The sequence below is a fragment of the Natronolimnobius sp. AArcel1 genome, assembly GCF_011043775.1.
Lineage (GTDB): Archaea > Halobacteriota > Halobacteria > Halobacteriales > Natrialbaceae > Natronolimnobius.
Window position 1 is genome coordinate 172,337 of record NZ_JAAKXY010000001.1, and the last position, 24,817, is coordinate 197,153.

Annotated in this window: 22 protein-coding genes and 1 rRNA gene; 13 read left to right on the top strand and 10 right to left on the bottom strand. The window is 59.6% G+C overall.

Annotation, left to right across the window (positions count from 1 at the left end; all coding sequences use genetic code 11):
• Window positions 1–64 precede the first annotated feature (64 nt).
• From G6M89_RS00855 to cofD, 4 genes are all read right to left on the bottom strand, one after another.
• On the bottom strand, window positions 65–388 hold the full coding sequence (locus G6M89_RS00855; protein ID WP_165159915.1) for a hypothetical protein: 324 nt from the start codon (window positions 386–388) through the stop codon (window positions 65–67).
• A 109-nt stretch (window positions 389–497) separates the two neighbouring features.
• Window positions 498–905: a hypothetical protein gene (locus tag G6M89_RS00860; RefSeq protein ID WP_165159916.1), complete on the bottom strand. Its 408-nt coding sequence runs from the start codon at window positions 903–905 to the stop codon at window positions 498–500.
• Window positions 906–1,063: 158 nt separating this feature from the next.
• Window positions 1,064–1,810: a tRNA-dihydrouridine synthase gene (locus G6M89_RS00865; protein WP_165159917.1), complete on the bottom strand. Its 747-nt coding sequence runs from the start codon at window positions 1,808–1,810 to the stop codon at window positions 1,064–1,066.
• Window positions 1,810–2,802: a 2-phospho-L-lactate transferase gene (cofD, locus tag G6M89_RS00870; protein WP_165159918.1), complete on the bottom strand. Its 993-nt coding sequence runs from the start codon at window positions 2,800–2,802 to the stop codon at window positions 1,810–1,812. The genes G6M89_RS00865 and cofD overlap by 1 nt, the downstream gene beginning before the upstream one ends.
• Window positions 2,803–3,498: 696 nt before the next feature.
• Here cofD and G6M89_RS00875 point away from each other — a divergent pair.
• Both G6M89_RS00875 and G6M89_RS00880 read left to right on the top strand, forming a co-directional pair.
• The gene (locus G6M89_RS00875) at window positions 3,499–4,041 is read left to right on the top strand and encodes a hypothetical protein (protein ID WP_165159919.1); all 543 of its coding nucleotides are present in this window, start codon (window positions 3,499–3,501) and stop codon (window positions 4,039–4,041) included.
• 272 nt (window positions 4,042–4,313) lie between these two features.
• Entirely contained in the window at window positions 4,314–5,009 is a 696-nt protein-coding gene (locus tag G6M89_RS00880; protein WP_165159920.1) for a hypothetical protein, read from the top strand.
• Between the two features lie 10 nt (window positions 5,010–5,019).
• Here the strand turns inward: G6M89_RS00880 and G6M89_RS00885 are convergent, their stop codons facing one another.
• Window positions 5,020–6,573 (bottom strand): hypothetical protein, encoded by a 1,554-nt coding sequence (locus tag G6M89_RS00885; protein WP_165159921.1) that lies wholly within the window; start codon window positions 6,571–6,573, stop codon window positions 5,020–5,022.
• 126 nt (window positions 6,574–6,699) lie between these two features.
• On the opposite strand from G6M89_RS00885, the gene G6M89_RS00890 reads away from it, so the two are divergent.
• Both G6M89_RS00890 and ligA read left to right on the top strand, forming a co-directional pair.
• Entirely contained in the window at window positions 6,700–7,260 is a 561-nt protein-coding gene (locus G6M89_RS00890) for a hypothetical protein (RefSeq protein WP_165159922.1), read from the top strand.
• 73 nt (window positions 7,261–7,333) lie between these two features.
• Window positions 7,334–9,046 carry an ATP-dependent DNA ligase LigA gene (gene ligA / locus G6M89_RS00895; protein ID WP_165159923.1) on the top strand — a complete coding sequence of 571 codons (1,713 nt, stop codon included), beginning with the start codon at window positions 7,334–7,336 and terminating at the stop codon, window positions 9,044–9,046.
• 17 nt (window positions 9,047–9,063) lie between these two features.
• Here the strand turns inward: ligA and G6M89_RS00900 are convergent, their stop codons facing one another.
• Complete coding sequence (locus G6M89_RS00900) at window positions 9,064–10,290, bottom strand: HD domain-containing protein (RefSeq protein ID WP_165159924.1); 1,227 nt, start codon at window positions 10,288–10,290, stop codon at window positions 9,064–9,066.
• Window positions 10,291–10,590: 300 nt separating this feature from the next.
• On the opposite strand from G6M89_RS00900, the gene G6M89_RS00905 reads away from it, so the two are divergent.
• From G6M89_RS00905 to G6M89_RS00930, 6 genes are all read left to right on the top strand, one after another.
• Window positions 10,591–10,839 carry a hypothetical protein gene (locus G6M89_RS00905; protein ID WP_165159925.1) on the top strand — a complete coding sequence of 83 codons (249 nt, stop codon included), beginning with the start codon at window positions 10,591–10,593 and terminating at the stop codon, window positions 10,837–10,839.
• Window positions 10,840–11,371: 532 nt separating this feature from the next.
• Entirely contained in the window at window positions 11,372–12,520 is a 1,149-nt protein-coding gene (locus tag G6M89_RS00910) for a BMP family protein (RefSeq protein ID WP_165159926.1), read from the top strand.
• Window positions 12,521–12,574: 54 nt separating this feature from the next.
• Window positions 12,575–14,188, top strand: coding sequence for an ABC transporter ATP-binding protein (locus G6M89_RS00915; protein WP_165159927.1), 1,614 nt, complete (start codon window positions 12,575–12,577; stop codon window positions 14,186–14,188).
• Between the two features lie 53 nt (window positions 14,189–14,241).
• Complete coding sequence (locus G6M89_RS00920; protein ID WP_165160500.1) at window positions 14,242–15,318, top strand: ABC transporter permease; 1,077 nt, start codon at window positions 14,242–14,244, stop codon at window positions 15,316–15,318.
• Window positions 15,315–16,328 (top strand): ABC transporter permease, encoded by a 1,014-nt coding sequence (locus G6M89_RS00925; protein WP_165159928.1) that lies wholly within the window; start codon window positions 15,315–15,317, stop codon window positions 16,326–16,328. Before G6M89_RS00920 ends, G6M89_RS00925 begins: the two co-directional genes overlap by 4 nt.
• Before the next feature lie 104 nt (window positions 16,329–16,432).
• Window positions 16,433–16,843, top strand: coding sequence for a pterin cluster protein (locus G6M89_RS00930; protein WP_165159929.1), 411 nt, complete (start codon window positions 16,433–16,435; stop codon window positions 16,841–16,843).
• A gap of 66 nt (window positions 16,844–16,909) precedes the next feature.
• On the opposite strand, the gene G6M89_RS00935 is transcribed toward G6M89_RS00930, so the two are convergent.
• Entirely contained in the window at window positions 16,910–17,380 is a 471-nt protein-coding gene (locus G6M89_RS00935) for a type IV pilin (RefSeq protein ID WP_165159930.1), read from the bottom strand.
• A 213-nt stretch (window positions 17,381–17,593) separates the two neighbouring features.
• Here G6M89_RS00935 and G6M89_RS00940 point away from each other — a divergent pair, with 213 nt between their 5' ends.
• The gene (locus G6M89_RS00940) at window positions 17,594–18,715 is read left to right on the top strand and encodes a TIGR04053 family radical SAM/SPASM domain-containing protein (RefSeq protein WP_165159931.1); all 1,122 of its coding nucleotides are present in this window, start codon (window positions 17,594–17,596) and stop codon (window positions 18,713–18,715) included.
• Between the two features lie 361 nt (window positions 18,716–19,076).
• Here the strand turns inward: G6M89_RS00940 and G6M89_RS00945 are convergent, their stop codons facing one another.
• A complete protein-coding gene (locus G6M89_RS00945; protein ID WP_165159932.1) occupies window positions 19,077–20,912 on the bottom strand; it encodes an acetyl/propionyl/methylcrotonyl-CoA carboxylase subunit alpha in 1,836 nt (611 codons plus the stop codon).
• A gap of 219 nt (window positions 20,913–21,131) precedes the next feature.
• Here G6M89_RS00945 and rrf point away from each other — a divergent pair.
• Window positions 21,132–21,253: ribosomal RNA gene (rrf, locus tag G6M89_RS00950) — 5S ribosomal RNA — on the top strand.
• A 96-nt stretch (window positions 21,254–21,349) separates the two neighbouring features.
• Here the strand turns inward: rrf and G6M89_RS00955 are convergent.
• Together G6M89_RS00955 and G6M89_RS00960 are read right to left on the bottom strand one after the other, a co-directional pair.
• Window positions 21,350–21,691, bottom strand: coding sequence for a hypothetical protein (locus G6M89_RS00955; protein WP_165159933.1), 342 nt, complete (start codon window positions 21,689–21,691; stop codon window positions 21,350–21,352).
• A gap of 9 nt (window positions 21,692–21,700) precedes the next feature.
• Entirely contained in the window at window positions 21,701–23,245 is a 1,545-nt protein-coding gene (locus G6M89_RS00960; RefSeq protein WP_165160501.1) for an acyl-CoA carboxylase subunit beta, read from the bottom strand.
• A gap of 159 nt (window positions 23,246–23,404) precedes the next feature.
• Between G6M89_RS00960 and G6M89_RS00965 the strand changes: the two genes are divergently transcribed.
• Window positions 23,405–24,805 (top strand): sodium-dependent transporter, encoded by a 1,401-nt coding sequence (locus G6M89_RS00965; protein WP_165159934.1) that lies wholly within the window; start codon window positions 23,405–23,407, stop codon window positions 24,803–24,805.
• Window positions 24,806–24,817 lie beyond the last annotated feature (12 nt).

Genomic DNA, 24,817 nt, shown 5'->3' on the forward strand with positions numbered 1-24,817 from the left:
GCCTATTACAGTGATTAGATAGTTCTGTGGGATATAAACGCATACCTGTGTGCCGGGCAGACGGTCAGAACTGATAGCGCCGCTCGTCGTCCATCGTCGGATACTGATCCGCGCCAGTCATCTCCTCGAAGGTCATCCCCGAGAGATACTCATCGTAGGTCACGTCGTAGCCAGATCGAAGTTGGAAATCGAGTTTGCCGGTTTCGACGGTCGACTGAAACAGCAGGTGAATGGCTCGGCGGACGAGTTCGTCCGTCTCGTCGGGTTCGAGTGCTGCCTCGAGCAAGGCGAGTTCGTTTCGCGTCTCCCGGTCGAGTGAAACCGTTAGTTCGTCGTCGAAGGCGGTGTACGATGCCTGCATCTCCTCGTTTAGATCCTCGAGGGACATGGCCGATTGCAGGTGAGCCCGCACGATAGTCCTTTCGTGGTCGGTTGACGATGCTCAGTCAACCCACACAAAGATCGGAGGTGAATCACTGCCGACGCCGCAGGTGAGATTACTGCTCTGCCAGCCAGTCGAGCGCTTCCGACTCGGAAGCGAACATGCGGTACTCGAAGGAGGGATCGATCGCATTCAGTTTGCCTTCGATTTCCTCCATATCCATGCTCGCGAGCGCGGAATCACCAAAGACGCCAGCGCCGTATCGAACACCGTGGTCGATGAGGTTTGGAATCCACGTCTCGGCAAGCCACTGTTTGTCTTCGGCGTCGTGGGCAGTGATCGACTGGGTGTTGACGACGTACTTGTCCGCACCTTCCGATTCGATGACGTCCTCCCATTGGCTGGCGATCTCCCGAAGGCCCTCACCGGAAACGTATTTGTTGTACGTGAAAATCGGAATGTCGAGTTCGGCGTCTAGTTCGATCGTGTGTTGATCCGTTTCTTCCAACGTTTTCGTTGCCATCGTCTGGTCCATCAAACGCCGTCAGGGTAAGTGTTCTCGCCGAATTTACATCCATTATAGTCCATACTCAAATAGTTAACTCGAGAGCACTTCCTGGAACTTGAACAAAGTGGAAGGCCTAACCGAATCGGTGGACCGATATCGTCTTCAGTCCTGATCTACGGGTTCGGTTTGACCCCGAATCGCTGATCGACAGCCTCTCGAACTCGCTCGAGGACGACCGGATTGTCGCTTGGCCGGCCAACACTCACTGCATCAGCGCCGTACTCGACGTACTCACGGACGGTCTCATCGTCGCGAACGCCGTTGTTGGCGATAATAAATAGATCAGTCGCGTCCGCAACGTCGGCAACCACCAATTCGGAGTCCATCGCATCGACATGAACGAACGTTGCGCCCGCCTCCTCGAGTCGCTTTGAGAGGGCTGCAAGGTCGACACCAGGAACTTCGGCTCGAACTTTGACGCCGGTCGTCACCCCGGTCTCGGCAGCGGTTTCGACGTATGCACAGAGCCGGTCGTCATCCTGAAGCAACGTCTCACCGCAGCCAACGGCACACAGTTCGTCCTGTCGGCAATGGGCGTTGATCTCGAGGAGGCCGTCCCGATCACGACAGACTCGAGCGGCGTCGCTGATCGGGCCGACAGTCGCACTCCGGACATTGAACCCCGTCTGAATCGGTACGTCTGCGAGTGCCTCCAGTTGCTCGTCGATGAATGTGAGCGGGTCGTCCGGAAGGAACTCAGTCCGGTCGCGCGCGACGAGGTCGCGGGCCGCGGCTCTCGAGTCCGCATCGAGTGCGATGCCGCCAAGGATGGCCGCGCCGGCGTAGTCGGCACCTGCTCGAGCCCATTCGGCGTCTGCTTCCCCGCTGAGGCTGGCGAGTGCGAGCGGTGGGTGGAACATTAGCTGGCGAGGTCGATCGCTTCATCGACCGCACGGGCAACGCGTGTTGCGTCTTCCGGCGAGTCGATTGTAATATCCGTCTGGATGGTCGGTCGGTCGAACTCGACGTCGTCGCCGTCGTCAACGATAAACACGTCCGCAAAAGGATAGGCGGTCGCCAGTCCGTGCGTGTTCGGTTCAGCGTTGACCGCTTCCATCAGATCCTCGGCGGGCCCCGAGAACGCTTCGTCACCCAAAAACGGCGAGACAGCGACGACGGTTGTCTTTGCGAGTGCGTCCGCAAATCCTGGCAGCGCGAGCATCGGTCCGATACTCGTCACCGGATTCGACGGCCCGATTACGACCGGTCCCTCGAGTGCCTCGAGGACGCCGGGTGCGGGTGTCGCGTTCGAGGAGCCCCGGAACTCGACAGTTTCGACGTCGGGCTCACCGCGGTGGCCAACCCAGTATTCCTGAAAGTGCATCATGCCTTGGTCGGTGTGGACGAGACTGGCGACGGGGTCGTTGCTCATCGGCAGGAGTGAGACGGAGAGATCAAACGCGTCCGCGAGCGTCTGGGTTGCGTCGACTAGCGTGTTCCCCTGATCCAGCAGACTTGTGCGCGTGAGGTGGACGGCCCGGTCACGGTCGCCAATCGTCATGAACTCGGCGATGCCGGAGAATCGCCGCCAGCGCGCGAGTCGCCGGCCAGCGGTCTGTTTCTCGTCGGGCAGATACTGCGGTCCCTCGGGTAGATCCGCGGCGGCGGCGAGATCCATTAGCGCCGAGTTCGTCCGGTGTGTATCGCCGGCGATCCCCCACCACGTCTCGCGGTCGAGGACGCCCCCACCCTGAAAGAGCAGCGTATCGACGTCCGGCGAGACGAACAGCCCACCAAGCTCGATGTCGTCGCCGGTGTTGGCGACGATTGTCGTCTCCTCCGGCGAGAATACAGCCCCAGCACCGTCTAATAGCTTCGGCGTTCCCGTACCCCCGGAGAGGAAGGTTACCATACGCTAGACTCTCGGCTGAAGATGTTTAATGACTTTTGGCTCAGGAGAGTAACCACCGATACACCAGAAATTCCCATTCGACATTATTCCACAATCACAATGCTTGGGGTAATGTGTGGGAGAATATGTGGATTAATACCGATATAATTAGAGATCTAGGAAAATGGATCTCAATAGCATAGAGGATATTGAATGTTTGGCTCGATGTCCATACTATTGGGTATTTGGCAAATAACACCGTTTTGCTGTTTTTGTATGTGAATATCAACACAAATTCATATATAGTGCATACATTCATACATGTGTGAAATACTAAAATAAATATAAGAACCAATGGCTACTACCAATGGATATGGGTGATGAAAAGCACTACCCAACCCGGAGAACTGCTCTTAAAGCAACTGCTGCACTCGGTTCAATGATCGAATTGAAGACGGCGAAGACGAGCGTAGTCTAAATACAATTACAATCGACACTTCTGAATTAGATGGAGATATCCAAAGCGAGTTGGATATAACAATTCCGGAACAGTATCAGGGACTTAATGTTGATGCAGAGTTAGTCACCTCTGAGAAAGCATGTGTGAATCGAACAACATTTGATCCGGTTCCAGGAGGCGTTGCAATGAATGAGCCACCAAATGAATCCGGTACCACTTGCTGTCGTGTAAATCATGACGGGTTTGGAGACCACCTAATGCTCACTGCAGATCACGTAATACCGGATGGGGAGGGTGCAACGGTTTATCAGGATTCAAACTTCTTTGGAACAGCAACCTCATATGGTTCGGAATATTTAGACTATCGGCTTGTTGAAAGAGAACGTTCTGGCATATCTATGGATTGTACTGTTGAACATGATGGTGTCAACGAAGAATTCCACGGCCATGCAACAAATATGGAGGCACTTGATCACGATGGTGAAACAATCTATAAAACCGGTATCTCAACAGGGTATACTAGTGGGGAATTGGATATTCTTGATGATGACTTTGCAAATGTCGGGGCTGAGGCTGCTTCAGGTGATTCAGGTGGACCTCTATTTTATTATGAGGACTTTCCTCATCCGGTCGGAACAGGTGCGGTTATAGTTGGTATGACTATCGCAACATTAACTACAAATGATAGCATTGAATGTGCGGGCGAAGAAAGACAGTGGGGGCCTGGAACGACAATTACCCGAGCTGATGCAATAGCAGATGATGATGACGACATTATGTTTGACGGATGTGATGTCTAGAAGACACTTATAGAATCCCACATATATTTCTACCCAGACAATAATTCTGGGAAATTATTTCGTATTAGCCAGGATTACTGTATTATGGCCGATCGTGATTGTACAGTCCATTCTCTTGTGAGTGATACAGTTTGCTGTAACAATTCACCGCTACGATCGCAGGACAGTCGAGATGGTACCGGAAATGGCTTACTGCGGTTCATATGAACGAATCGCTTTTGGTTATATCCATGACCCCAATATTTTTGTGATATTGTGATAAACATTCTATTATGAACCGTCGGACATATCTTGTGGCCGTGGCTGGTAGCAGCAGCCTCGCAGTTGGAGGACTCGTTGCGGCCCATACGCAACAAAAGTCGTCTCCAGAGATAGCAGAAGATCCTCCTGAGGACGCCGAGCGACAAATCTCGATCGAAGACGTTGGGTCGATCCCCGACGAATCGCCGGTCGCGTTCGACGTGGAAGTCGACGATCCGTGGATCACGCCGTCCTCGACCGCGACGGTCGAGATTACGACGACGAACAGGGACGATCGGTCACACCAGGTCGACGCCGCATTTTTGAAGGGAGCGAGCGCCGACCGGAGCGACCGCGGAATCGTCGTCTACAACCACCGGGCTGCGGATTTCGAGGTCGACGAGTACGTGCCGCCGTGTTTCGCCGAGGACGTGGACCCAATCGTCTGGACCTCCGAGGGCTACATCGACGAGGACGTGGACCTCAACGACGTCGACCCGGCTGAGGAGGACGTCGGCATCATGTTCACGATGGAACCAACGCCGCAGGATCGGTTGGGACCAGGGGAGTCGCGGACGGAGCAGTTTATCGTCGCGGACGATCCGCTCGTTGACGCGTGTTTTCCGCCCGGAACCTACGAGTTCGCGGGCGAGGACCTGGCGTTCGAGGTCGACGGGGCGTCGGTCGACGTTCGCCTGACGTGGGAACTTACGGCCGAGTCGGTCTGAGAATGTCCGATCAGTCGCCGATCCAGTCCGCAAAACTCCCCTCGAGTAGGGTCTCGCGCTGTCGGTCCACATAGGTCCGCTGCATCGTCGCGATTGCCTCCTCGAGCGAGTCCCCGTCCTCGAGTGCCGCGTGGACGTGCTCGCGTTTCCAACTCGCGGGCGTGACGCCCTGTCGAACGCGACGCCGAAGCGGATAGAGATACTTTGCGGCCTGTTCGTCGGTCAGCCCCCGATTCGTCAGACCGTCTTCGGCGTGTGCCAGTAGATCCTCGTAGATGTCGAGCGTGTCCGTGGTCTCTTTGCCGTCGTTCGTGATCCACGTCAGGTCTGCCTCGAGGCCATCGCGCATCGCGGCGTAGAAGTTCTCGCGGGCGAGTTCCCAGTCGAGTTCGTGGACCGGATGCTCGAGACGGGTCAGGCTCTCGAGGAGCCCGGCGAAGGCAGCGAGGAAGGCCGTCGAATCTCGCACCGTCGGCTGGGCGGGGATCGGACGGAACTCGATGCGGGCGTTTGCCGCCGAGCGGGTCGGGCCGCCAAAGACCGGGCGAACCCAGCGCCAGTAGGTGCCGTGTTTCTCGCGGAAGTGCGGGAACTGATCGTCGAAGCGCTCTCCCTTCTCGACTGGCATCGGGACAATGGTATCGTCGTCGGCGACGCGGTCGACCGCCTCGTGGACCGACTCGAGGTCGTGAGGGAATCGGACCTTGCCTTCGCCCGTCGTGGGATCGTTCAGGACGGTTTCGAAGACGCTGATGCGGTTTTCCATCCAGCTATCGGCGAGGATGTCCTCGGGTGTTGCCTCGTCGTCGTAGAGATCCGCAGGGAAGAACGGAGAGTTGACGCCGAGTGCGAGCAGCGGGCCAGCAACGCGGACGGCGTAGTTGAAGTACGTCGGCAGATCGATTGCGTGGGCCACCTGATAGTGAGGCTGGATCGAGGTGATGAGACTCTCCGGCATCACGGTCTCGGCCTCGAGCGAGACGTGTGGCGCATCGAGGTGCATCCCGGCCGATTGGGCTTGGTCCGTGTTGGCCATCGCGTGATAGCGCGCGGAGTCGCTCATGTTCGTCGCGATGCGAATCGAGCGCTCGCTGCCGTTGGCGTCGTCCGCTGGTCGTTCGATACTGTCAGTAAGATACGTCGTCGCCGACTCGCCTTCTGGCGGGATGGTCCACAGGCCGTCGCTGACCAGTCGCATCCGCTCGGATTCGGTTACCCTGAGCGCCGTCTGCAATCGGGCTTTGACCTCTGATTCTTGTGCCGCGATTCCGTAGGCGTTCAGCGGCTGTGGACTCGTTGTCATCTCGGCGTTGTGCAGCCCCAGTTCCTTCTCGAATCCGATCAGTTCGAGCAAGCGACGTGGCACCCGCCGCAGCGTCGCGTCGTCATCTTTGATCGCATAGAACTCGTACTCGAGGCCGACAATGGCTTGCGGATTGTCGAACACCCCATCTTCGATGGCGTCTTTGATCACGTCCGCATCGGCCACGGCCCGGTCTCGGAACCCGTCGGCATCGACCGAGAGGACGTCAGCGACCCGCGGCGCAAGTGCTCCCTCTGTCATACTATCTCCGAGTGCGAGCGCGAACGCCTTGAAAGCACTCTCTCGGTGTGCCGGTTGGCGAACCGTCACACCCGCTCAAGGCCAGCCACCCGAAGGTATATAGTTCAGTCAGTTGAACAGTTGGCTATGAACCGAACAACCGCACTCTCGAGTCTCAGCCGCGCCTGCAAGCGCTATGGACCGGGTCGATTGCCAAAGGCAGACCACCGGGCGATCGGGGCTGGCTACGCTGGTGCCGCAGCGGCAGTGGGAATTGCGACCGTCTTTGCACTCGGTATGTTCGGCCTGTTTTACTACGGCCCGCCGCTCGAGACGTGGGCAATCGCGCCGTTCTGGGGACTCAGCGCACTTGTCGCGATTCCAATCGTGCTTACGACCGCGTTTCTCGCGGGCGCACTCACCTGGAACGTCGTACCCGCGTCGATCCCGTACGCCGGCGCTGTTGCAGGGTTTCTCGCGACGATCCTCACCTACATCGCCTCGCTCGCTGTCGTCTTCACGATTCTGTTTGGTGTCGCCGCCACTGATGGAGCGACATCGCTTTCGGCTGGCCTCACCGAAGCGGGTACCCTCACCGCCCTCATTGGCATCTTCGCTGTCGTCCTAACCGCCTGGTTCACGCTCCCGCTTGGCTGTGTCTGCGGGGAAATCTATGAGCGGGCTCGAGACACCACTTCTGAGTCCTAACACGGACACAAACAGACAAGCCGACCACCGCTTCTCAGAACCGTTTTACCGTCCCCGACGATAGCAGTCGGTGATGGAGTTCGCCACGTTCGCCGACCGTGTCGCTGCAATCGACGACGAGTCTGCAGACCTCGAGATCGTTGCTCACGTCACCGACTTGCTGACGGACGCGGAGACGGATCTCGACGTAGTCGCCCGCTTCGTGCAGGGTCGAGTATTTCCAGCATGGGAGTCCCAAACGCTCGATATCGGGCCGCGGACGTGCTACGAGGCGATTGCTCGTGCGGCAGGGACGAACGTCGACAGCGATGACGTGGAAGACCGTCTCGCCGAGGTCGGCGAAATCGGCGCGGTGGCGGCGAGCTACGACTTCGGCGGTCAGCAGGGTCTGGGCGCATTTACCGGCGGCACAGACACCGACGACCTCACCGTCAGCGAGGTCAATACTACCCTCATCGACCTGGCTGCCGCAGACGGGTCAGGAAGTCAGGATCACAAGGTCGATCTCCTATTTGGATTACTCAATCGCTGCTCGAGCGAGGAGGCACGCTATCTCGCCCGTCTCGTGCTCTCGGAAATGCGTATCGGCGTCGGCGAGGGCACTGTCAGAGACGCGATCGCCGAGGCGTTCGACGTTCCCGGCGAGCGCGTCGAACGCGCCCTGCAGGTGTCGAACGATTACGGTCACGTCGCCCACGTCGCCCGCGATGACGGACTCGAGGGGCTGGATGCCATGGACCTCGAGATTGGCCGCCCCGTGCAGGCCATGCTCGCGCAGGCCGGGACAGTTACCGAGGCGCTCGAGGAGTGGGAGGAGGCTGCGGTAGAATGGAAATATGACGGTGCCAGAATACAACTGCACCACGATCCGGCTGGAATGGCTGCTGCAGATGGTGAGACGACCGAAACCCGCGTCTTCTCCCGAAACATGGAGGAAGTCACCGACGCCCTCCCCGAAGTCGTTGAGTATGCAGAACGCACCCTCTCCGAGCCGACGATTCTCGATGGCGAGGTCGTCGCCGTCGACGACGATGGCGCGCCACTGCCGTTTCAGGAAGTTCTCAAGCGGTTCCGCCGAAAACACGACGTGGCGAAAGCCCGCGAAGAGGTGGCCGTCCGCCCGGTCTTTTTCGACTGCCTGCACACCGACGGCGAAGATTTGCTCGAGAAGGAATTAACAGCACGACACGACCGCCTCGAGTCACTGCTGACACCCGACGGGGCGGCTGTCGAGCCTGCAGACGTCGAGGGCTTGTCCCTGCTGTGGACCACCGACGACCCCGAACGAATCGAAGCAATCGATGCCGATGCACTCGAGGCAGGCCACGAGGGAATCATGCTCAAGAACCCCGACTCGACGTACTCACCGGGTCGGCGCGGGAAGAACTGGCGCAAGCGCAAACCCGACATCGAGACGCTCGACTGCGTCGTCACGGGCGCGGAGTGGGGCGAAGGCCGACGGGCAACCTTCCTCGGGACGTTCGAACTCTCGGTCTGGAACGGTGACGACCTCGAGACTGTCGGGAAAGTCGCGACGGGCATTACGGATGAAAAACTCGAGGAACTCACGGACCTGCTCGAGCCCCACGTCACGGCTGAGGACGGCCAGGAGGTCGACCTCGAGCCAGCAGTTGTCTTCGAGGTGGGCTACGAGGAGATTCAGACCTCGCCGACGTACTCGTCGGGCTACGCGCTTCGATTCCCGCGATTTCTGGCGGTTCGATCAGATAAGGAGCCAGCAGATGCAGAAACGCTCGAGCGAGTTGAATCCCTGCGTTCGGCGTGACTGACCGGGTCGACTGGTTACTCCATGAACCGGTCGAGCGTCGTATCGACACCGTCCCGAACCTCACTGACTAGCGCACCATCGATATCGAGTCCGAGCACGTCGACGGCCGCGTGGCCGACGGATTCGCGCATCTCGTCCGGACAGTAAACGCCGAGTCGCCACTGCGAGTACTGTGCAGCCCGTAGCGCGGCGACAAGCGGTGACTGTTGGCCAAGCGAGCGAACCTCACCGTTGACCATCACGCGCGTCGTCGACTCGGTCATTGACGGCCGGCGTGGAACGTCGATAATGACGCTTTCTGGGTCAACGCTGGCGATTTCTGCAATCTCGCGTTCGAACGCTCGCACTTCTTCGTGGCCGCTTTCGATCACACCGCCCGGAACGTCATCGATTTCGGCCCAGACGGCTCGCTTGAACAGGTCTCGCTCGTCTAATCGACGGGAGAACTCACTCGTTGTCTCGCTCGAGCGAAGCGCGACGAGCAAGTCGGCATCGTCCATTCGCTGCAGCGTTGCAGCGTCCGTTTCAGTCTGCTCGAGGAGTCGTTCGGCCGCGCGCCGGAGCATGGCCTTGCTGATTCGGGCGACGCTATGGCTGTAGACGGTCGGATTCATCAACGCGCGTGCGACGAGCAGACTCTCTGCGGCCTGGACGTTCCCCTCAGCTAAGACGAGTTCGCCGTCGACGAACGCGAGTTCGCGCAGCAGTCGCTCGTGGTCGATCGTCCCGTAGGGAACGCCAGTATGGTGGGCGTCCCGGACGAGGTAGTCCATCCGGTCAACGTCGAGTTCACCCGAGACGATCTGACCGAACCGGCCATCACCCGCGATTAGCCCCGCAACTCGGGCTGGCTCGAGGTTGTGGGATCGCAACACATCGCCGACAGCGCCGTCTGCGAGCAGATCGTGAACGTCGTCGTGATAACGGCCGGTCTCGCGGTAAGTCAGCGACTCGAGATTATGGCTGAACGGCCCGTGGCCAACATCGTGGAGCAAGGCTGCAGCCTGGACGCGGTCGGCTTGCTGGCCGTCGATGTCGAGGTTCTCGAGGGCTTTGCAGGCGAGGTGGTAGACGCCGAGACTGTGCTCGAACCGGGTGTGATTTGCGGAGGGATAGACGAACGAGACCGTTCCGAGTTGGGTAATCCGGCGGAGTCGCTGGACCTCGGGCGTATCGAGGAGATCGCGGGCAACGCCGTCAACCCGGATGTGATCGTGAACGCTGTCCTTGATGACCTTCATTGGCTGTACTTACTGCCGATCATACAAAAACCGTCGTTCACGGAGTGGGTTGGAGAGCCGTCACAGGGAGTCTCCATGCGCCTCGAGTGGCTGTGGACCGGTAGCCCTTTTATTGGCGGCTTCGAAGCCCCGCTATGCCATCACAACAGCTGATGACAATCGGTCTGTTCGTCATCGTAATCCTCTGTCTGATTGCGCTGTTGTACATTTCGACCCAGTGGGAGGCGTAGCCAGCACAAAAGCGCCCGTCATCTGACGCCGCCGTACTTACCCGCTTCGGCGTGGTCGTCTTTGACACCGATGACAGAGCTTGAAATCCCGCCGGATGCCTCCGAAGAGCGCGCCGCGAAACTCGTCCAAGAACACGTCTCGGTCGGTGACGTCGTCGAAGTCTGGGAAGCCGATCGGACCGATGCATCGGACGCTGACCGCACGGGAGAGGTAACTGGTATCGAACACGGCTATCTCGAACTTGACGGCCACGACCTCAACGAGGGGAGCGTTCGCTACGACGAGATACGTACCCTTATCAGAGTCAAGTCGAGATAGCGACCGGGTCGTGGGCGGTCCGATTGTGGAACATCTGCCTGCATGCGACCGGAACGACGTCATTCTGCCCGACAGGATTAGTATTATGGTAGCGACTTCACGTCACTGCACACCTGATTGCACGACGGGAGCGCGGTTCGGTGTAAGCGAAGCGAACAAGAACCGCGGAAAAGCGAACGGGCACGATGTGCCCGTGAGTCGGCTGTGCAATCACTGTGTAACTCGTTGCAGTTGTTACTGTCCCACAGTCGTGTGTACCAATTCGTCGCAGTATCATGGACTGAGGATGCTGATACTGCTGATTACTGAAGAACGGACCGATATCACAGAGAGTATCTGGTCTGCCATATGATAATATGTAGGAAGCTACCGTTCCACAAACGAGACAGACGAGAGAGAATGGCGGTCGCTCGTGTTTTTATTCTCATGCGAGTAAGTGCATAGTTCATTCGTATCAGCAGTTAGTTTAGTTGCTCGAACAAATGTCTATTCGCTTAAGTTTATTAACAATGGTGAAGTATCTGGACAAGTAATGTTGTCAACTGACACTGCAGAGCGGACCGAGTCATCCGGAATCGATCGGCGAACGGCGCTCGCATCGGGGGTCGCTATCGTTGCTGGATCATCATTAGCGGGCTGTCTCGGTGACGATGACGACGGCAATGACAATGGGAACGGGGACGCGGACGACACTGACGATACGGGCGACGAAGATGCGGCAACATCGGTCGCAATCATCTCGAGTCCGGCTGGCTTTGATGACAACGCGTTCAATGACAACGCCGCGTCTGGTCTCGAGGAAGCGTCAAACGATTTTGACCTCGAGTATACAACGATTGAAGAGACTGAAGAGGCCCAGTACGAGTCGGTACAAGCGGACACAGCTGAGAGCGGCTACGATCTCATTGTCTGTGTCGGCGACCACCATACGGATCCGATGGCGACGAATGCTGAGCAGTATCCGGACCAGAACTGGATGCTTATCAATAACGTCGTTGAGGGCGCCGATAATGTGTCAGGTTGGATCGAAATGAACAACGAAATGTCGTTCCTCGCGGGCGTTGTCGCCGGTGTGATGACTGACGAGGAGTTCGAACACGAAGACAGTGAAACCGATCCGGACGAGTCAATTGTTGGCTTCGTCGGCGGCGAGGATATTCCACTCATCAACGCGTTCGAGCAGTCCTACATCGAGGGAGTCGAGTGGGTCAACGACGACGCGGAGGTGCTGACGGGCTACGGCGGGAGCTTCTCGGATACCGGTTCGGCGAACAACGTCGCTGAATCCCAAATTGACGACGGTGCAGACATCGTCTGGCACGCTGCCTCGGCGGCAGGAGCCGGTGCGTTTGCAGCCGCCCAGGACAATGACCGCTTCGCGATCGGCGTCGACGTCGATCAGTCCATCGAGGAAGAGCAGTACCAGGATGTCATCCTTGGCTCTGCAGTGAAGGAACTCAACGAGGCGACCTACCAGGTCTCCGAAGCCGTCGTCAACGACGACTTCGAGAGCCAGGTTGGCGAGCAGAACTTGAGCATCGAACAGGAGAGTATCGACTTCATCGTCGGTCAGGCGTTCGAAGGCGAACTCCCCGACGCCGTCGAAGAGGAACTCGAGGCTGCGAAAGATGCTATCGTCGCAGATGAGGTCGAGCTGACGTGCGGTCCGACGAGCTGCTAACGTCGGTATTTTTCCATTTGTACACATGAGCGCACTTTCAACGGAGGGGAGACAATGACACCGGACGGGCCACCAGCGGTCCATCTCGAGGGAATCACCAAACGGTTCGGGGACGTGGTCGCGAACGACGACATCGAGTTCATGCTCGAGACGGGCTCGATCCACGCGCTGCTCGGCGAGAACGGGTCGGGAAAGACGACCCTGATGAGCGTCCTCTATGGGTTGTACGACCAGAACGACGGGACAATCTACGTCGATGGTCAGGAACGGTCGTTTGACTCGCCGCGGGACGCGATGGACGCTGGAATCGGCATGATCCACCAGCACTTTCAGCTGGTGAAGCCGATGACGGTTCTGCAAAATATCGTCCTGGGTCACGAACCGACCGAGAACCGGTTTGGCCAGATCAATGAGGATGTAGCCAGAGACGAGATTGAGGCAATCTGCTCGCGGTATGATTTCGACGTGGATCAGTACCTCGACACACCGATCGAGGAACTCGACCTTGGCGCACAACAGCGCGTCGAGATTGTCAAGAGCCTTTACCGAGGGGCAGCGGTGCTCATCCTCGACGAACCGACCGCGGTGCTTACGCCTCAGGAAGTCGAGAGCCTGATGGACGTCATGGCCGACCTCAAAGCCGACGGCCACTCGCTCATTTTCATCTCACACAAACTCGATGAGGCGCTGTCGATCGCCGACGACATCACCGTTCTCCGGGATGGCAAGGCAATCGGAACCGTCGACGCCGCCGACACGACCGAACAGGACCTAGCGCGGATGATGGTCGGCCGAGAAGTGCTGTTCGACCGCCTCGAGCGCGAGACTGAACCCGGTGAGCCTGTCCTCGAGGTTGAACGGCTCCAGATGCGTGGCGATCGAGGGCGAGAGCAGGTTGACGGCGTCGACCTCACTGTTCGAGAGGGCGAGATTCTCGGTATCGCGGGGGTACAGGGGAATGGCCAGCGCGAACTCATTGAGGGCATCACCGGCCTTCGCACTGTCGCGGACGGCACGGTTCGCCTCGATGGGACGGACATTACAAACGCTAGTCGCCGCCGCCGTATCGAGGCTGGTATCGCCTACATTCCCGAAGATCGCCAGAGTGAAGGGCTGGTTCAGGGTGATTCGCTCGTCCGAAACGCGCTGCTCGGAAATCAGACGATCGATCCCTACGCGAGCGACGGTATCCTCGACTGGTGGGCAGTCCGCGATCACGCCGAAGATATCATCACGGAGTTCGACGTGCAGCCACCCGATCCCAACACAACGGCCGGATCGCTCTCCGGAGGAAATCAGCAGAAGTTCATTGTTGGACGCGAGATTGGCCACGATCCCGACGTAATCGTCGCCTCGCACCCGACTCGAGGCGTCGATATCGGCTCGATCGAGTTCATTCACAACCGACTGATCGAACTACGCGATGAGGGGCTGGCGATTCTCGTCGTCTCCTCGAAACTCGATGAAATTCAGAAGCTCTCGGATCGCATCGCGGTCATGTACGAAGGCGCGTTCATCGATGTCGTCGATCCCGAATCCGTCTCCGAGGCGGATCTCGGACTCTTGATGGCTGGCCAGTCCCTCGAGAATGCCCAGTCCCTCACAAACGAACAAGAGGACGCCGACGAGGCCGAGTCCGGCGAATCTGATCGAGGTGTCCAAACGTGAGTGAGGATTCCGACGGACGAGCGCGCGGAACGCTTGATCGAATAGCGACTCGCATGTTGGATGCGACGGTGCTCGAGCGGATCGGAATCGCGGTCGGGTCGACGGTGTCAGCGCTACTTATTGGGCTGGTGATCGTCGCGATTTCAGGCTACAATCCAGTGGAGTTTGCCAGCCAGTTGCTCGTTGGTTCGTTCGGGAGCGAGCGAGCGGTGGCGCGAACGCTTCGCTATTCGGTGCTGTTCGTGCTGGCAGGTGTCGCCGTTGCGATTGCGTTCCGGGCTGGCGTGTTCAATATCGGCGTCCAGGGCCAGTTCATCGTCGGTGGCTTCGCGACTGTCGTCTCGATCATTACACTCGCACCGTACCTGCCGAACGGTACGGGCGGCGGGGTTGCCCTGATGCTCATTGGTACCGTCGCGGCGATCGCCGCAGGCGGGCTGTATGCGGCACTCCCGGGCGTATTGAAAGCCTACGGCGGCGCGAACGAGATCATTACGACGATCATGTTGAACTTCATCGCGATCGGCTTCGTTGGCTGGCTCGTCGCCGGCCGGTTCGGCGATCCACAGGCGACGGCGACGCGGACCGAGCACATGCCAGAGAACGTCGGATTCCCGTCGGTCATCTTTGACGATCCGAACCTCTCAATTGTCGGAATTGTGCTGACGCTGGTTGTCGTCGCGCTCATTGCGGCCGTCATGACTCGAACCAGTTTCGGCTACGACATGGTGACAAGCGGCACGCAGGAAGCCGCCGCGACGTACTCCGGGGTCGACGCCAAACGCATGATCGTTTCGACAATGACCCTGTCCGGAATGGTCGCCGGACTGGCCGGCGCGATCTTCGCCATCATGATCCAGGGCTATTTCACCGACCCATCCGGAATCGGTAACTACGGGTTCGACGCGATTGCCGTGAGCCTGCTTGCGGCGAACAACCCAATCGGGGTCATCCCCGCAGGTCTCTTATTCGGCGGCCTCGAGTCTGCTGGCTCGCACATCCAGATCAGCACCGATGTGCCAGTGCAACTAATCGACGGCATCGTCGGGCTGGTCGTGCTGTTCGTCGCCGTCCCGGAACTGTTCAGGATGATTGCGAAACGAACCGGGCTGGGAGGTGACGGCGAATGAGCGTCGTCGACTACACCGAGCAACGACGGGTTCGACTCGGCGCGGTCGCCCTCGCCGCAACGCTCGTCGCGCTTGCGGTCGTTGGTACCCAGACCGACATTGCTCTCGAGCGACTGTTCACGCTTGGCTTCCTGACCCGTTCGCTCGAGATGGCGACCCCGATCGCGCTCGCAGCTATCGGCGGCCTCTACGCCGAAAAGAGCGGTGTCTTCAACATCGGCCTCGAGGGATTCATGATCTTCGGGGCGTTCACCGCCGCAGCGAGCATGTACGCCATCGGGGGAACGGCCTCGACGCAGGTTCACGTCTGGTCTGCGATCGGGATTTCGGTGCTGATTACGGGGGCGATGACGGCTATCTTCGCCGTGCTCGTGATCCGGTTCAAGGCGGATCAGATCGTCGCCGGGCTGGCCGTCTGGTTCATCGGCCTCGGATTCGCACCCTTCACCGCGTCGATTATCTGGGGAAGCCAGTCGAGTCCGGGCCTCTCGAGCGTCGGGTCGCTTCCGTTTGGCCAGTCGCCGTTGGTCGTCCTGACTGTCGTCATCGTGGTCGCCGCCTGGTACGTTCTCTATCGCACGCGCTATGGCTACTGGGTGCAGGCAGCCGGCGAGAACCCCGAAGCACTCGACACTGCGGGGGTCAACGTCAATCGCGTCCGCTACGCGACCGTGATCTTCTCCGGTGTGATGGCTGGATTGGGCGGAGCCGTGTTGCTCGCCCACGAGGGGAACTTTGTCGGCACCGGAGACACGATGGTCGAAGGCCGCGGCTGGATCGCCATCGTTGCCTACCTGTTCGGCAACTACAACCCAATTGGAGCGGCCGCTGCTGCGTTGCTATTCGGTGGGCTTGACATGCTGAACGTCCAGTTCCAGACCGTTGGGATTGAGGTATCCGCGCGGCTCGTCAACCTCCTACCGTACATTGCTGTGATCGTCGTGCTCTCAGCGTGGGGCAAGACGCGAATGCCCTCGTCCGTCGGCGAATCCTACGAAAGCGAGGACTAGCAGCAATCGGTTCCCACACCGTCTTTTGGCTGACTGCATCTGTCTTGGTGCAGCCGAACAAGTTCGGGCACGTCCTTTCCGCGCTCGAGGCCGTCTAGACGGCTATGCCTGCAGAAATCGCGCCCGAAACGGAGACCAGCGACGAGTCGCCCGTCACGACAACCGTAACCGTCCGCTGTACCGGCCACGTTCGCGACGCCGTCGGGGCTCACGAACTCGAGTACACGTTCGAGGGAACGCGATTACGAGACTTTCTCGAGGCCTTCTTCGCGGAGTACGATGTTGAGGACATGCTCATCGCCGAGACTGAGGCCGACGCAACGGCTCGCGGCTGGGCACCGCCGCCGGATGATCTACCCGGAACGTGGCGCAAGAATCCGGAAGGTGAGCAAACCCGGCCCTACGCCCGTGTCTGTATCAACGGCCGCTTCAACGAACACGCAGCGGGATTTAAGACCAAACTTGCGGACGGCGACCGGGTTGCACTGATCTACCCGTTCATGTTCTGCTGTTGAGGGAGTGCATGTACCTCTGCTGTGCGCGAGCGCATTGACGGCGTAAGCCGCCGGTCTGCAGGCACCTTACCCGTCCCACTCCGCAAGCACAGCCGTCTGATCGTCGGTTGGCGACTCCCAGATCACCTGCACCGGTTCGTCATCGACAGTACCCTCGCCAAGACAGGTCGTCAAACTCGAGCCCGCATCGACCATGCCGTTCTCGAGGCCGGTCGGTTCGTGTCCGTCTGGGTTCTCCCACGTCGTTGGCGTGCTCTTTGCTGGTGAGTGTAGATAGAGTTCGTCGGCTGGAATTGAGTCGCCAGCAACGTGAGTTACGGTGACGCCGTCGCCATCGCAGTCTGTCTCGTCGAACGAAAAGCCGGCAATCGGCTGCGGTTCGGGCGGTTCGTCGGCAAAGCCGATCAGTGCGGCGTGCACTGTCCCTGCCAGAATAATCGTGATCGCAACCATCAGGACGACGCCGATGACGGGCGTGACAGCCGTCTCTGCGTCGCGGAACCGTTGTGTTGTTGTTGACCCCCACGGAGAACGCATACGCTGAGACTCACAGTCCGTAGCCGTTGTTATACTGCGATTATCGCCGCGCAAGAACGTCGTACCCGTGAGATAGTCGTCCTTGCAATCCAGTAGTCGCCGGAAAACCCAGCGCCAACCCGAACATCTCGGGCCGGGACGAACATGTCTGTGTCTTCTATCGCTTTGGGAACGAGAGCAGTCCTTTCGTGTGCGACCCACCAACGCTCGCCAATGCGACCTGGTCAGTCACTCGATACGACAGCCCGCCCGCTGGTGCTCATCTGGGAAGTCACGCAAGCCTGCGGGCTGGCCTGTGACCACTGCCGGGCCGACGCACAGGAACTGCGCCACCCCGATGAACTCTCGACTTCCGGGGGTAAACGCCTGCTCGAGGACGTTTCCGAATTCGGCGAGGGACAACTCGTCGTCCTCTCGGGTGGCGACCCGCTCATCCGGGACGACCTCGAGGAACTGGTCTCCTACGGGACGGAGTTGGGACTGACGATGACGATTACACCGAGCGGGACGCGCTCACTGACAGCCGAGCGCATTCAGGCGCTCGCGGACGCGGGCCTCACCCGGATGGCGGTCAGTCTCGACGGCGCGACACCGGAGCATCACGACGATTTTCGCGGCGAGTCCGGCAGTTTCGACGAAACCATCGCAGCCGTCGAAGACGCCCGCGCCGTCGGGCTGCCGGTCCAGGTGAATACGACCGTCTGCGAGGCGACCGTCGACGAACTGCCTGCAATTCGCGACCTGCTCCGCGAGATCGGCATCGTACTCTGGAGCGTCTTCTTTCTCGTGCCCGTCGGCCGTGGGAGAATTCTCGAGCCGATTGATCCTGAAACGGCCGATGCGGTGATGGCCTGGCTCCACACAGTCAGCACCGACGAACCGTTCGGCCTCAAGACGACGGAAGCACCCCAGTATCGACGGGTGGCACTCCAGCGCCGGGCGAATGAGGACCCAAAGACGAACCCAGCGGCCACCGAGACCACCCGTCGCGCTGGGATCATCGCCGGCGACGGCTTCGCGTTCGTCAGCCACACCGGCGAGGTCTTCCCCTCTGGCTTCCTGCCCGAATCAGCCGGAAACGTCCTCGAGCGCCCAATTACCGACATCTATCGCAACACCGACCTGTTCGAGTCGCTCCGAGACCGTGACCAACTCGAGGGCAAATGTGGTGCCTGTCCGTACCGACACGTCTGCGGTGGCAGTCGCTCGCGTGCGTTCGCGACGACTGGAAATCCACTCGCAAGCGATCCGCTTTGCCCGTACGTTCCTGACGGGTACGACGGACCACTGCCGTGGTCAAGCGAAACGGGATCGGATCACGTCGCCAGCGACTGAGCGGAGCGTCTCATTCTCTCAATTTGCTCGATGCTATCTCACACTGTATAGCCACGAAAAGATTCGAGCGGTTTCGACGGCCACCCGAAGAGATGGCTGACCAGGCTCCACCAGCACGGGGAAACCGAACTGTGTGCTCAGGGTGGCCGTCGTGCTCGAGACGGGATCGAACCAACGCAACTATGTTGTCGAACTCGATCCTCACGCGAAACGCAAGCCCAACTGGACTATGTCCGCGTGCAGTTGCCGTTTCGCGACATCACAGTTGAACGTTGGCCTGCATATGTTCGGATACTGTACCACCACCGGGAACGCTCTGTACAGATTCGAGAAATCGGATACAACGCAGGCCGTTCGCTCGCTACTCGAGGACGACGAGTACGTCGCCCATATCGACGCTCTGGTCTTCCTCAATTGCGATCTCGGTGACCGTCCCCCCCTTGGAGGCGACGATATCGTTTTCCATTTTCATCGCCTCGAGGACGACGAGCACGTCGCCGGCGGCAACCTCGTCACCTTCCTCGACTTCGATGTCGAGAATCGTCCCCTGCATCTCGGCATCGACCGTTTCGCCGTCGCCGCTGAGGTCCGCCTCGTCGCTCGAGCCACCGGCAGGCTGCGGTGGGCCGGATGGGTTGCCGGCGTCAACATCGCCGGTTGGAATCGCCGGCGCGCCGTGTTCTGCGAGTTCGACCTCGAAGCGCTTGCCGTTGACCTCGACGGTGAACTCGCGTTCGACGGTCTCCTCCTCGTCGTCGCTCGAGCCGTCGCCGATGTCACCGCCCCACTGTGATTGGGCCTCTTCGATGCGACTTTCGTCGAGTTCCTCGTCGAGATACTTCGTCGTGTGTGTGCTCTCGACGAACGCCTCGTCGGTGAGCATCAGGCGGTGGAACGGGATGATCGTCGGGATGCCCTCGATGTCGTACTCTCGAAGCGCGCGCAGCGAGCGCTCGATGCAGTCGTTTCGGTCCTCGCCCCAGACGATCAGCTTCGCGATCATCGAGTCGTAGTCCGTCACGAGGTCGTCGCCCTGCCGGAGCGCATCATCCATGCGGACGCCAATCCCGCCCGGCGGGTCGTACACCTCGAGCGTGCCGCCCGTTGCGGGGGCGAAGTCCTCGGCGGCGTTTTCGGCGTTGATCCGGAACTCCATGGCGTGGCCGTCGATCTCGACCTCATCCTGTGCGAAGTCGACTTCCTCGCCTGCCGCGATCTGAATCTGGCGCTTGACGATATCGAGGCCCGTAATCTCTTCCGTGACGGTGTGTTCGACCTGAATCCGGGTGTTGACCTCGAGGAAGTAGAAGTTCGCGTCGGGGCCGAGCGGTTCGTCGGGGCCGCGTCCGGGTGCTTCCTCGACGAGGAACTCGACGGTGCCGGCGTTGGTGTAGTCCGCAGCGGCGACTCCGCGGCGGGCCGCTTCGCCGATTTTCTCGCGCAGTTCGTCCGTCAGGGCCGCTGATGGGCCCTCCTCGATGACCTTCTGGTGACGCCGTTGCAGGGAACAGTCTCGTTCGCCCAGATGGCGCACGTTGCCGTGTTCATCTGCCAGAATCTGGACTTCGATGTGACGCGGGTGCTCGAGATAGCGCTCGAGATAGACCGAGTCGTTATCGAAGTAGGCTTCACCCTCTCGCTGGGCGCTCTCGAGTTGGTCTGCGACCTCGCTTTCGTCGCGGACGACTTTCATCCCGCGGCCGCCACCGCCGCCTTCGGCTTTGATCGCAATGGGATAGCCGTGTTCCTCGCCGAAGGCTTCGACTTCGTCGGGGTCGGTGACCGGGTCCGTCGTCCCGGGGACGATTGGCACGTCGGCGTCGTCCATGATCGTCCGCGCTTTGGTCTTCTCGCCGAGGCTCTCCATCGCCTCTGCGGCGGGGCCAATCCAGGTGATACCCTCGGCCTCCTCGACTTTCGCCGCGAACTCGGCGTTCTCCGCGAGGAAGCCGTAGCCGGGGTGGATCGCGTCGGCATCGGCCTTGCGCGCAGCCTCGATCACTGCCTCGTGATCCAGATAGGAGTCAGCCGCTCGCGCCGGCCCGACGTTGTACGCCTCGTCGGCGTAGCGAACATGGCCGCCGTCTGTGTCGGCCTCGGAGTAAATGGCGACAGTCCCAACGTTTAGCTCCTCACACGCCCGCATCACTCTGACGGCGATCTCGCCACGATTCGCCACCAAAACCTTCCTGAACATTCTTGGGCAAACAGTTGCTCGGCCAGTACCTTACTTTTTCGCAACGGATAGCGCCCTTGAGAACGGCGATTGTTACTGAGCTGTCTTGTTGGTCGCTTCTCGAGCCGTGATCATCGTTGTGTCTCTGACTCCCACAGACGACTCGAAACGTAACTGTTACTACGCACACTCGCCATTGTTGAAACGAACTCGTGGCCAGTCTACTGGCTGCGACGACACTGAGGCGGCCACAGCGGCGAGGACCCTCCCGTACCCATCCCGAACACGGAAGATAAGCTCGCCTGCGTGTCGGCAACTACTGGAGTGGGCGACCCTCTGGGAACGTCGACTCGCCGCCTCGCTCTTCATACTCGTTCTCAGCCCTCGAGCAACTGCACTATCGCACTCGAGCGCACATCGAAAACTGTCTCAGAAATCTACGCCGCGACAGCGCCGATTCAGAACCGATCCACGCGTCCCGCAGCCGACCACGCATCCGTTGGCGCGTTCCGAGGCACGCGAGCGAATCGACCTTGCTGAGCGCGGACACGACCGCTGAACGCCCAGCGCTTGCCATCCCACGATTCCTCTTCGCTCTGGGCGGCCGCAGCGACGGCAAGTGCCTGATCGTGGAGATGTGCACCGACAGCGGCGACAATGGCGGCCGCTTCCGCCTCGTCTGCGTCGTCGGGCAGCGTGATATCGACTTCGGACAGGAGTGACGGCTCGAGTGCGTCACACGCGTGCTCGTCCGTGGGCGCGTCGGCGTCGGTCGTCTCCGTCTGATTTTGTGATGCCATCGAACTCGCTTACAGCGGGATGTTGCCGTGTTTCTTGTCCGGGTTCGATTCGCGCTTGGTTTCGAGCATCTCGAGGTCTGCGATCAGGCGCGGTCGGGTTTCGGTGGGGACGATCACGTCGTCTAAGAAGCCCTTGTCCGTCGCGGTGTAGGGGTTGGCGAACTCCTCGCGGTACTCCTCGATGAGTTCGTCCCGCAAGGCGTCGGGGTCGTCGGCTTCGGCGAGTTCGTCGCGATAGAGAATGTTGACCGCACCCTGTGGCCCCATCACCGCGATTTCGGCGGTCGGCCAGGCGTAGTTGACGTCTGCACCGAGATTCTTCGATGCCATGACGCAGTAGGCGCCGCCGTAGGCTTTGCGCGTGATAACCGTCAGGAGTGGAACGGTCGCCTCGGCGTACGCATAGAGCAGTTTCGCGCCGTGGCGGATGATCCCGCGGTGTTCCTGGTCCGTCCCAGGCATGTAGCCAGGGACGTCGACGAAGGTGACGATAGGGATGTTAAACGAGTCACAGAAGCGTATGAATCTCGAGCCCTTCATCGAGGAGTCGACGGTGAGCGTGCCCGCGTTCACGCGGGGCTGGTTCGCGACGATGCCGACCGACCGGCCATCGAGGCGGCCGAAGCCGACGACGAGTTCCTTCGCGAAGTTGTCCGCGACTTCGAAGAAGGAGCCTTCGTCGACCACGCTGTCGACCACATCGATCATATCGTAGGGTTTCTGCGGACTCGAGGGGACGATGGATTTGAGGTCCTCGTCACGTCGGTCGGGGTCGTCCCACGGCTCGACGCGCGGTGGGTCCTCGACGTTGTTCTGCGGGAGATACGAGAGGAGGCGCTTCATATCGTCGAGTGCCTGCTCTTCGCTTTCGCAGGCGAACTGGGCGACGCCGGTCTTTCCAGAATGCGTCATCGCACCGCCGAGTTCCTCGTGCGTCACGTCCTCGCCGGTGACGGTCTTGGTGACGCCGGGGCCGGTGATGTACATGTGACTCGTGTCTTTGACCATGAAGATGAAGTCGGTAATCGACGGCGAGTAGACGGCCCCGCCGGCACACGGCCCCATAATCCCCGAAATCTGTGGGATGACGCCACTGGCTTCCTGATTCCGGTTGAAGATTTCAGTGAAGCCGGCGAGGGACTTGACGCCTTCCTGAATACGCGCACCAGCGGAGTCGTTGAGTCCGATCACGGGCGCGCCGACCTCCATGGCCATATCCATGACCTTGCAGATCTTTTCGGCGAACACTTCGCCGAGCGAGCCACCGAAGACGGTGAAGTCGTGTGCGAAGACGAACGTCGTCCGTCCGTTGACCTCACCGTAGCCCGTGACGACGCCGTCGCCCGGGATCTTCTGTTCTTCCATCCCGAACTGGCTCGTCTGGTGAGTTCGGAGCTGGTCGAATTCCGTGAAGGTGCCCTCATCGAGGAAGTACTCGATCCGCTCGCGGGCAGTCATCTTCCCCTTGTCGTGTTGTTTGTCGATTCGTTCCTCGCCACCACCCAGGCGAGCCTCCTCGCGGCGCTCCTCGAGGTCGTCGATGCGGTCTTCCATCGTCACGTCTGGAACACCCCAGTCGGTTGCATACCGCGTTGTGTGAGCACCAACTGGAAAAGGATTCCGTAACACTATCACGACCTTTCTCCAATCTAGTAACAGGTATAGGACATATTTAGAAAAGTTATATAGTCTTGCTATTTAAAGTGACACACCATGGCACGAGAAACATGGGCAACACGTACAGGTTTCATCCTCGCCGCGGTCGGGAGTGCGGTGGGGCTTGGCAATATCTGGCGATTCCCGTTCGTTACCAGTGAGGGGGGTGGGGCAGCGTTCCTCCTTGTCTACCTACTTTTCATTGCGCTCGTCGGGTTCCCAGCAATCCTCGTCGAGTTCGTTATCGGCCGACGAACCAATCTGAATCCGGTGGGTGCACTTCGTGAACTCGGTGGTGATACATGGAAATACGTCGGGTACATTTTCTTCGTCACCGGTTTCGTCATCCTCTCGTACTACAGTGTCGTTGCAGGCTGGTTCGTTCGCTACTTCGTGATGGGAATCACACAGGGGTACGATGACGCCGTCGGACAGTACGAAGCGGAAGCGGCTGAAGCGGATGTGTTAGCCGCAGATCTACTGTTCGGCGCGGTTTCGACTGGTCTTGATTCAATGCTGTTCCATGCGCTGTTCATGGCAGTGACGGTCGGTATCGTTGCACTCGGCGTCCAGAAAGGGATCGAACTCGCGGTCAAAGTCATGGTCCCTGCGTTGATTATCTTGCTCGTTGGCCTCGCAATCTGGGCTGCAACACTCCCCGGTGCGATGGAGGGCTACCAGTACTACCTCGAGCCAGACTTCGGTGAAATCGCCGCGAACTGGACGACGCTGCTTCCTGCCGCCGCTGGACAGGCGTTCTTTACGCTCTCGCTCGGGATGGGTGTGATGATCGTCTACGCCTCCTACATCGGCGAAGACCGGAATCTGGCCAAAGACGGCGGCATCATCATCGGCTTCGACACCGCAATCGCGCTGCTGGTCGGTCTCGTTGTCTTCCCAATCCTGCTCACCGCGACACCTGACCCCGATGGTGAACTCCTGTTCGCCTCGCCAATCGGTGCAATCTTCACCGCCGTCGCCGACGCCATGACCGAAGTGCCCGACATTCTCGGCTTGCTCTTCTTCGGCGTCGTCTCCGTTGCAGCACTCTCGAGTGCGATCAGTATTCTCGAGTTCATCGTTGCGTATCTGATGGACGAACACGATCTCGAGCGAAAGACCGCAGCGGTTGGCGCTGGCGGCGCACTGTTCCTGCTCGGCGTCCCAGTGACGTACGATCTGGTGTTCCTCGAGTTGTTCGACTACTTCGCAGATTCCGTTCTGCTCGTCCTCGGTGCACTGGTGCTCGTCATCTTCGTCGGCTGGGTGATTCCGGATACTGCACTCGACGAAGTTTCCAAGGGTGTCGGCTCGCTCGGTTCGGCTGGAGCCGTCTGGATCTGGTCCGTCCGTATCCCGCTGCTGATCGTGCTGGCTGTCACGCTGGCTCTCGGTATCATCGACTACGTGAACTTCCTGACCGGTGACTTCGCAGACTGGCTCGGCGCCAACCTGTAGAGTAGCCGACGA

Coding starts and splice junctions, on each gene's coding strand:
- G6M89_RS00855 (WP_165159915.1), bottom strand. CDS start 388: ATGTCCCTCGAGGATCTAAACGAGGAGATGCAGGCATCGTACACCGCC.
- G6M89_RS00860 (WP_165159916.1), bottom strand. CDS start 905: ATGGCAACGAAAACGTTGGAAGAAACGGATCAACACACGATCGAACTA.
- G6M89_RS00865 (WP_165159917.1), bottom strand. CDS start 1,810: ATGTTCCACCCACCGCTCGCACTCGCCAGCCTCAGCGGGGAAGCAGAC.
- cofD (WP_165159918.1), bottom strand. CDS start 2,802: ATGGTAACCTTCCTCTCCGGGGGTACGGGAACGCCGAAGCTATTAGAC.
- G6M89_RS00875 (WP_165159919.1), top strand. CDS start 3,499: ATGCTCACTGCAGATCACGTAATACCGGATGGGGAGGGTGCAACGGTT.
- G6M89_RS00880 (WP_165159920.1), top strand. CDS start 4,314: ATGAACCGTCGGACATATCTTGTGGCCGTGGCTGGTAGCAGCAGCCTC.
- G6M89_RS00885 (WP_165159921.1), bottom strand. CDS start 6,573: ATGACAGAGGGAGCACTTGCGCCGCGGGTCGCTGACGTCCTCTCGGTC.
- G6M89_RS00890 (WP_165159922.1), top strand. CDS start 6,700: ATGAACCGAACAACCGCACTCTCGAGTCTCAGCCGCGCCTGCAAGCGC.
- ligA (WP_165159923.1), top strand. CDS start 7,334: ATGGAGTTCGCCACGTTCGCCGACCGTGTCGCTGCAATCGACGACGAG.
- G6M89_RS00900 (WP_165159924.1), bottom strand. CDS start 10,290: ATGAAGGTCATCAAGGACAGCGTTCACGATCACATCCGGGTTGACGGC.
- G6M89_RS00905 (WP_165159925.1), top strand. CDS start 10,591: ATGACAGAGCTTGAAATCCCGCCGGATGCCTCCGAAGAGCGCGCCGCG.
- G6M89_RS00910 (WP_165159926.1), top strand. CDS start 11,372: ATGTTGTCAACTGACACTGCAGAGCGGACCGAGTCATCCGGAATCGAT.
- G6M89_RS00915 (WP_165159927.1), top strand. CDS start 12,575: ATGACACCGGACGGGCCACCAGCGGTCCATCTCGAGGGAATCACCAAA.
- G6M89_RS00920 (WP_165160500.1), top strand. CDS start 14,242: ATGTTGGATGCGACGGTGCTCGAGCGGATCGGAATCGCGGTCGGGTCG.
- G6M89_RS00925 (WP_165159928.1), top strand. CDS start 15,315: ATGAGCGTCGTCGACTACACCGAGCAACGACGGGTTCGACTCGGCGCG.
- G6M89_RS00930 (WP_165159929.1), top strand. CDS start 16,433: ATGCCTGCAGAAATCGCGCCCGAAACGGAGACCAGCGACGAGTCGCCC.
- G6M89_RS00935 (WP_165159930.1), bottom strand. CDS start 17,380: ATGCGTTCTCCGTGGGGGTCAACAACAACACAACGGTTCCGCGACGCA.
- G6M89_RS00940 (WP_165159931.1), top strand. CDS start 17,594: ATGCGACCTGGTCAGTCACTCGATACGACAGCCCGCCCGCTGGTGCTC.
- G6M89_RS00945 (WP_165159932.1), bottom strand. CDS start 20,912: ATGTTCAGGAAGGTTTTGGTGGCGAATCGTGGCGAGATCGCCGTCAGA.
- G6M89_RS00955 (WP_165159933.1), bottom strand. CDS start 21,691: ATGGCATCACAAAATCAGACGGAGACGACCGACGCCGACGCGCCCACG.
- G6M89_RS00960 (WP_165160501.1), bottom strand. CDS start 23,245: ATGGAAGACCGCATCGACGACCTCGAGGAGCGCCGCGAGGAGGCTCGC.
- G6M89_RS00965 (WP_165159934.1), top strand. CDS start 23,405: ATGGCACGAGAAACATGGGCAACACGTACAGGTTTCATCCTCGCCGCG.